This window comes from Vibrio sp. 10N.222.52.C3 (assembly GCF_041474195.1).
GTDB lineage: Bacteria > Pseudomonadota > Gammaproteobacteria > Enterobacterales > Vibrionaceae > Vibrio > Vibrio crassostreae_C.
The window spans coordinates 1-8146 of record NZ_JBFRTQ010000138.1; the positions used below are offsets into that span (position 1 = coordinate 1).

Here is an 8146-nt window from a genome sequence, read left to right on the forward strand (position 1 = left end):
AAGATTGAGTGTGCATAAAAAGTGATTGTTTTATGAATGTTTAAACACAATAAGCAAGCGAGCTACGAGCGTCAAGCAAAAAAATAGCGCCCTGAGGCGCTATTTTTTAATCTGTTCTCTTTCCTTATTCTACTTCAGCTTCTAGCTCTTCGATTTCAGGCTTTTCAGCGCGGCGCGCTTCTGGTTTATGGCGTAGCTTGTTGAGTTGACGCTCTAGTTTTTGTTCTACTTCGTTGATCGCTACGTAGAGGTCGTCATGGATTGATGAAGCAACAAGTTGGCCTTTTGGTACGGTTAGTACCGCTTCAAATTTCTTCTTCTTGTTTGGTTCTTCGCTAAAGCTCGCTTGGCAGCCAATGATGTCTACTTGCCATTTATCTAGCTTTTTAAATTTGCTTTCTATGTGATCACGGATTGCAGAGGTAATGTCGATGTTTTTACCAGTGATGTTCATTTTCATAGAAGTTTTCCTCTGTTGTATCCCTCATGGGTTAACTTCAGATTACGACTTTTAGGAATAAAGAATGTGATCTAGATCTTGTTTTGGTTGGGTGGGATAAGCATTAAAATCAAATGTGATCTTACGCAAGTCTTAGTATCTTTTTGGCGAAAAATGCTTGTTATCATTATGAAAAACGATAACTTGGAGGCAAGGCTTCGCTAAAAATTAAATCAGTTTTTAGGGGCGTCCTACAGCCTATGGAAAGTGCTTGATTGAAATTTACTCAATAGTGTTTTGTGATATAGGTCTTGTAATATAGGTCGCTACATAAGCTTCTTCAGAATTAGATAAACAAAAGCCGCATAAGTATTCTTATGCGGCTTTTGTGTTTTTTAGCTTTACCTAATACCTTTGGCTCCCCAGCTCTGGGATGGAGGCGATCCTAGTCGTTAGTGTTCAGTAATCTCGCTGTGCCGTCCTCTCGGATAGCATTGATAGCTTGTAATTGTTTATAGATTACGAAGTAACGATTGATGTTGGCAACATAGGTTACGGGTTCTTTACTCACGTATTTGCGAGTGATGATTTCTACGTTTTTAAACCAGATGTTTGGGTTGTAACCTTTCTGCTTGGCAATGCTCCTCATCTTTCTGATCTTAGCAGGACCAGCGTTGTAAGAAGCCAAGGTAAAGTAGATTTGATTGTCGGGTGATATTGCCGGGTCGTCAAAATACCGGTCTTTGATAAAGCGCATATACTTCACACCCGCATGGATGTTGTTATCCACCTTATGGATGTTCTTGATGTTGACGTTTTTATCTTTGGCGGTACTCGGTAATACCTGCATCACACCAATAGCCCCGCGATGAGAAATCCGGCTCTGATCCAGTCCTGATTCTTGGAAACCTTGAGCTGACATCATCAAAGGATCAAATTCATACTTGCTCGAATACTTTTCAAAGACATCTGAGAGTTTAGCCACTCGGTCTACTTTATTGGGGTTGAGTGCTCGGCCTAACCAGCGAGTATTGTCGATGTATTTCTGGTAGATGACATTCCCAAGCAGGGTGCCTGTTCGTGCGGTCTTGACGTATTTGTTTATCTCTTTCTTCAGTTGAGGGCTGTCTTTTCTTAAAGCCCAAGCAATACGACCATTTTCTCGTAAAGGTAAGTCGTTATGGACTTGAATGTTTTCCATTACATCGATCCAGAGCTTGGCTTTATGGTTATCCAGAATTGTGCCTTGTATATAACCTTGGTTAACCAGTTCTATCAGCTCGTAGTCTTGTAATGACTCCTCGATAAAGTGGACATGCAGTGGTGGTAAACCTAGCTCGTTAAGCTCCTTATTGACTCTTTGTACACTCTCGAAGTAACTCGAGCTTGCTCGTATCCACACCTCTTTGCCACTCAATTGCTTGATTTCGGTGATAGGTTCGGCCTTTTTCCCTGTGATAATGAGTTCTTTACCATCTTTAATCATCGGATCCGAAAAATCGATGGTTCGTAATCGTTTATCGGTGATCGTTAGGTTAGCGACAGCGACATCACCATAGCCAGACTCTAAAGAGGGAAGTAGATCATCTCGTTGCACGGGGATGACTTGAACATTGAGGTAGGGATGTTTCTTACGAAGGCTTTTCTCAAAGTGGTAGAGCATTTCTGCCACGATGCCTTTTGGCTTGCCATCCTCGATGTAATAGAAACCAAGATCGGCAGACACTAGCACTCTAACCGTTCCTTTGGTTTTGAGCTCATCCAAGTCACCCATGTAAGGCTTATTGCTTAATGGAGACAGTTCTAATGCGTAGGATAAGTGGCTAAATAGCGATATCCAGATAAATAATAACAACCTACTCACATCCACACTCCATGTTGATGTTTTGTTAAAAGTTATCTTTTGAAGATACCGTGTATTATGCGATCCATCAAGTTTGCGATATGTAGATGAAAAAAAGCGCGCTAGTAAATTAGCGCGCTTTTAGGATTGAGATGTAAGAGGTTTGATTAAGGTAGTGGGTTTAACTCAATCAACTTTTCTGTTCTTAACACAGCGTCATCTAGGCCGAGTTGTTGATAAGCTTTTAGCTGGATATCTAAAGACTTACGCGCAGCAATGGTGTCTGGGTAAGTTTTTTGCAGCTCTTGCGTTCTGTTGATCGCAGCAATCCAAGCTTCGCGGCGTAGGTAGAAATCAGCGGTTGCTAAGTCATACTCTGCTAGGCGGTTCTTAAGTGCGAACATGCGTTTTTGTGCATCTTCAGCATAAGGGCTACTAGGGAAACGTTCGAGTAGTCGCTTGAAGTCAGCAAACGCAAGTTTCACTGGTTCAGGATCTCGGTCACTACGGTCGATATTAAAAATATCGTGCATGAAGTTTCGGTCTTGCGCCATGTGCGTTAAGCCGCGCATGTAAAGAACCCAGTCTTGTTTCTCATGCGTTGGGTTCAAACGTAGGAAACGTGAAATGGTAGCGAGGCCAAGTGCCAAGTCATCATTTTTGTAGTAAGCGTAAATCAGATCGAGCTGTACTTGCTCAGAATAGGCGCCGAATGGGTAACGTGAGTCTAGGGCTTCTAGCTTTTCTATTGCTGAAAGCCAGCTACCGCTCTGCAGTGATTCTTGAGCGTCAGAGTAGAGAACCGATGGTGGTACATCTGGCACTATCTCTTCACTACTTGAACAACCAACCAAGAGTGATACGGCTAATAGACCCGATAAAGTAAGGTGTTTCATGTCAGGCGTCGATTCCTTGAATTAAATATTTCGTAAGCTTCCGTTACTTTCTAACCAGTAACAGATACAATGATGCAATTATTCTATTTTATCCATACTAATGGGTATTAGTCTCACGGTTTTTAAAAAAGTTCGATATGGCTCAGCAGATCACATTAACAGACACAGTAAAAAGCAGCCAGTTAGGTCAACGTTTAGACCAAGCTGTCGCTGAACTATTTACCGATTTTTCTCGCTCTCGCATTAAAGAGTGGCTTCTTGACGGCAAAATCCAAGTGGATGGCGAAGTTATTACAAAGCCGCGTGTTAAGGTTTTGGGCGGTGAAGAGATCATCTTGCAAGCTGAACTTGCAGATGAAGAGCGCTGGGAAGCACAAGATATTCCTCTAAACATTGTCTACGAAGATGATGACTTATTGGTTATCAATAAGCCTCGCGATCTGGTTGTACACCCAGGCGCAGGCACACCGGATGGAACCATACTAAACGCATTGCTTTTCCATTACCCACAGATTGCAGAAGTGCCTCGTGCAGGTATTGTGCACCGTCTTGATAAAGACACAACAGGCCTTATGGTTGTGGCTAAAACGGTTCCAGCTCAAACTCGTCTTGTGCGTGCGCTTGCTAAGCGTCGTATTACTCGTGAGTATGAAGCAATTGCAATTGGCAAAATGACCGCTGGTGGTGTGGTAGAAAAAGGCATTAGCCGTCACGCAACTAAGCGTACTCTAATGGACGTAAATGAATTAGGGAAACCAGCGGTAACTCACTACCGTGTTGCTGAGCACTTCCGCGAGCATACTCGTATTCGTCTACGCCTAGAAACGGGTCGTACTCACCAAATCCGTGTTCACATGTCATACCTTCAGCACCCGCTGCTAGGTGACGTTGCATACGGTGGCCGTGCTCGTATTCCAAAAGGTGCATCTGAAGAACTAACGACCATGATTCGTTCTTTTGATCGCCAAGCGCTACACGCTGTTATGCTTAAATTTGTTCACCCAATTACAGGTGAAGAAGTTGAGTTCCACGCTCCTGTGCCAAATGACATGGTTGTGATGGCTGAAGCGTTACGTGTTGATGCTCGCGAAAACTTGGAAGACGACATTTAATCATGTCGATGATCATCCCTAACTGGAATGCACCAAAAAACGTGAAAGCATTTGCTTCGACACGTTTTGATGGTTTTTCTACTGGTGCGTATCAAGGATTAAACCTAGGTACGCATGTTGGGGATGATACTTCGCTTGTTGAAAACAACAGAGCCTGGCTCAAGCAACACGCTAATATGCCTGCCGCTCCGGTATGGCTACATCAAACTCACTCAACAGATGTCGTTACGGTTTTACACCCTACGGCAGATATTCTTGATGCTGACGGTACGTTTACCACAGCTAAAGGTGTTGTTTGTTCTGCTATGACAGCCGATTGCTTACCTGTAATCCTTACTGATACCAAAGGCACTCAAGTTGCAGCTGTTCATGCTGGTTGGCGTGGTCTTGCTGGTGGAATTCTTGAAAATGCCGTCGCAAAGTTTTCAAACTTAGGTTCAGAGAATAAGATCATTGCTTGGCTTGGTCCTGCAATAGGCAAACAAGCTTTTGAAGTAGGCGATGATGTGTTGGAAGCTTTCGTTAGTTTTGACTCTCAAGCTAAGCTCGCATTTGAAGCCAAAGCTGAACCAGGCAAATGGCTAGCGAATATGTCTCAGCTTGCAACGCAACGACTGAACAAAGTTGGTGTAACTTCTGTGACAGACTCTAATCTATGTACCTTCGCTGATGCCGATGCGTTCTATTCTTATCGTCGTGATGGTATTACTGGACGCCAAGCTACTTTTATTTGGTTAGAGTAACCTTTAACTAGTGCAACCAGTCATCCAGCTCATTTATATTTTTATAACAGCTCTATTCTTCATTCTTATCCCTTGAAAATCCGCGTTACCGTATCCATATTCTAACCATATTCTAACCATAAGATAAACATATCTAAGAGTAGGAAGGTTGGCATGCGTCTCGATCGATTCACTAGTAAATTCCAAATTGCGATATCTGATGCTCAGTCGCTCGCATTAGGTCGTGATCACCAATATATAGAGCCTGTGCACCTAATGGTGTCTTTGCTTAATCAAGATGGTAGTGCAATTCGTCCATTGCTCACCATGCTGAATATTGATGTGGTTCAATTGCGTTCAAAGCTAAGCGAAATATTAGACCGTGTACCGAAAGTAAGTGGTATCGGTGGTGATGTTCAACTGTCGAATGCAATGGGTACTTTGTTCAACCTATGTGACAAGGTCGCACAAAAGCGTCAAGACACATACATTTCTTCGGAAGTCTTCCTACTTGCCGCAATTGAAGATAAAGGCCCTTTAGGTAACCTGCTTAAAGAGCTAGGTCTTACTGAGCAAAAATTATCTCAAGCTATCGAGCAGGTTCGTGGCGGTCAAAAAGTTGATGACCCAAATGCCGAAGACCGACGCCAAGCGCTAGAGAAGTTCACCATCGATCTGACTGAAAGAGCGGAGCAAGGCAAGCTGGATCCGGTAATTGGCCGAGATGACGAAATCCGCCGTACTATCCAAGTACTTCAGCGTCGTACTAAGAACAACCCAGTCATTATCGGTGAACCTGGTGTTGGTAAGACAGCTATCGTTGAAGGTTTGGCTCAGCGCATTATTAACAATGAAGTGCCAGAAGGTTTAAGAGGCCGACGCGTACTTTCATTAGACATGGGTGCTTTGGTAGCTGGCGCTAAATATCGTGGTGAGTTTGAAGAGCGTTTGAAGTCAGTCCTCAATGAATTGTCTAAAGAAGAGGGCAATATCATTCTCTTCATCGATGAAATTCATACTATGGTCGGCGCTGGTAAAGGTGAAGGCTCTATGGATGCCGGTAACATGCTAAAACCAGCGTTGGCTCGTGGTGAACTCCACTGTGTTGGCGCAACGACTCTTGATGAATACCGTCAATACATAGAGAAAGATCCAGCGTTAGAGCGCCGCTTCCAAAAAGTGCTTGTCGATGAACCAACGGTTGAAGACACGGTGGCGATTCTTCGTGGTTTGAAAGAGCGCTATGAACTTCATCATCATGTAGAAATTACCGACCCAGCAATCGTGGCTGCAGCAACACTATCTCATCGATACGTTTCTGATCGTCAACTGCCGGATAAAGCGATTGATCTGATTGATGAAGCGGCTTCGAGTATCCGTATGCAGATCGACTCAAAACCTGAGTCGCTAGATAAGCTCGAGCGTAAAATCATTCAATTGAAGATCGAGCAGCAAGCTCTTACCAATGAAAATGATGAAGCCAGTGAAAAACGCCTTCGAACATTACAAGAAGAGCTTTCTGACAAAGAACGAGATTTCGCAGAGCTTGAAGAAGTGTGGAATGCAGAGAAAGCCGCGCTTTCTGGCACGCAACACATCAAGTCAGAGCTAGAACAAGCTCGTATGGATATGGATTTTGCGAGACGTGCTGGTGATCTTAACCGAATGTCTGAATTGCAATACGGTCGAATCCCAGAATTAGAGAAGCAGTTAGATCTTGCGACTCAAGCTGAAATGCAAGAAATGACGCTGCTGCGTAATAAGGTCACTGATGCAGAAATTGCAGACGTGCTATCGAAGCAAACAGGCATACCTGTTTCTAAAATGCTAGAAGCCGAGAAAGAGAAGCTTCTTAACATGGAAGGTGTTCTACATAAGCGAGTTATTGGCCAAGCGGAAGCAGTCGAAGTGGTATCGAATGCGATTCGTCGTAGCCGTGCAGGTTTATCTGATCCAAACAAGCCGATTGGATCTTTCTTATTCCTTGGTCCAACTGGCGTTGGTAAAACGGAGTTGTGTAAAACACTCGCGAACTTCATGTTTGATAGTGACGATGCAATGGTGCGTATCGACATGTCTGAGTTTATGGAGAAACACTCTGTTGCTCGTTTGGTTGGTGCTCCTCCGGGTTACGTTGGATATGAAGAAGGTGGTTACTTAACAGAAGCAGTGCGTCGCAAGCCTTATTCAGTGATTTTGCTAGATGAAGTAGAGAAAGCGCATCCTGATGTTTTCAATATCTTATTGCAGGTGCTTGATGATGGACGCTTAACTGATGGACAAGGTCGTACAGTCGATTTTAGAAACACGGTAGTGATCATGACATCCAACCTTGGCTCTTCGAGAATTCAAGAGAACTTCAATACGCTCGACTACCAAGGAATAAAGAATGAAGTGATGGAAGTGGTAGGTAAACATTTCCGTCCTGAGTTTTTGAACCGAGTTGATGAAAGCGTGGTGTTCCATCCATTGGGTCAAGAGCACATTCAGTCGATAGCCGCTATTCAGCTTGAGCACCTTAAGAAGAGAATGGAAGACAATGGTTATGAGCTTGAAGTTTCGGATAAAGCACTCAAGTTAATTTCTCAAGTTGGTTTTGATCCAGTATATGGTGCACGACCTTTGAAAAGAGCGATTCAACAAAGTGTCGAGAACCCGTTAGCGAAAGCGATACTGGCAGGAAAAATTAATCCAGATAAGAAAGTGCAGCTATTAGTAAACAACGACCGCATTATTGCTCACCAATAGTTGAAGTAAGAACGGTAGGTACGATTGGCCGAAATTAGGGCTTAATCGTACCTATTTTAAACGCTTTGTGTGAATAGTGTTCGAACGGTCGCCGGTGGCGGCTTTTTTTCGTTTTTAGCCTTGTACAAAGGATTATTCTCTCTATAATGCGCCTCCGTTGCCAAGGATAACCAAGTGGTTTGAACTGAGTAACAAGACGGTGATAAGCATTTAAGATGCTTTGAAAAATTAGCTGGAAAAAGTGTTTGACACTGGAATCTAATCCGCTAGAATGGCCGTCCACTTCGAGAGGCTCCTTACTAAAAGGAAGGCTCAACAAGTAAAGCTCTTTAACAATTTAAACCTATCAATCTGTGTGGGCACTCGTTGATGAATATCAAAACGTT

At 43.4% G+C, this 8146-nt stretch carries 6 protein-coding genes; 3 read left to right on the top strand and 3 right to left on the bottom strand.

Features of this window, described 5'->3' with window-relative positions; all coding sequences use genetic code 11:
* Positions 1–124: 124 nt before the first annotated feature.
* The 3 genes from hpf to AB4517_RS19265 form a co-directional block, all read right to left on the bottom strand.
* Positions 125–460, bottom strand: coding sequence for a ribosome hibernation-promoting factor, HPF/YfiA family (hpf, locus tag AB4517_RS19255; protein ID WP_004735034.1), 336 nt, complete (start codon positions 458–460; stop codon positions 125–127).
* Between the two features lie 424 nt (positions 461–884).
* Positions 885–2309, bottom strand: coding sequence for a lytic transglycosylase F (locus tag AB4517_RS19260; protein ID WP_347230392.1), 1425 nt, complete (start codon positions 2307–2309; stop codon positions 885–887).
* A gap of 140 nt (positions 2310–2449) precedes the next feature.
* Positions 2450–3178 carry an outer membrane protein assembly factor BamD gene (locus AB4517_RS19265; protein ID WP_017059363.1) on the bottom strand — a complete coding sequence of 243 codons (729 nt, stop codon included), beginning with the start codon at positions 3176–3178 and terminating at the stop codon, positions 2450–2452.
* A gap of 137 nt (positions 3179–3315) precedes the next feature.
* On the opposite strand from AB4517_RS19265, the gene rluD reads away from it, so the two are divergent.
* The 3 genes from rluD to clpB all read left to right on the top strand — a co-directional run bounded on the left by rluD (position 3316) and on the right by clpB (position 7760).
* Positions 3316–4290, top strand: a complete 975-nt coding sequence (rluD, locus tag AB4517_RS19270) for a 23S rRNA pseudouridine(1911/1915/1917) synthase RluD (RefSeq protein ID WP_017059364.1) — start codon at positions 3316–3318, stop codon at positions 4288–4290.
* Between the two features lie 2 nt (positions 4291–4292).
* Positions 4293–5033: a peptidoglycan editing factor PgeF gene (gene pgeF, locus AB4517_RS19275; RefSeq protein WP_017059365.1), complete on the top strand. Its 741-nt coding sequence runs from the start codon at positions 4293–4295 to the stop codon at positions 5031–5033.
* A gap of 153 nt (positions 5034–5186) precedes the next feature.
* Positions 5187–7760 (top strand): ATP-dependent chaperone ClpB, encoded by a 2574-nt coding sequence (gene clpB / locus AB4517_RS19280; protein WP_017062851.1) that lies wholly within the window; start codon positions 5187–5189, stop codon positions 7758–7760.
* Positions 7761–8146: the final 386 nt, after the last annotated feature.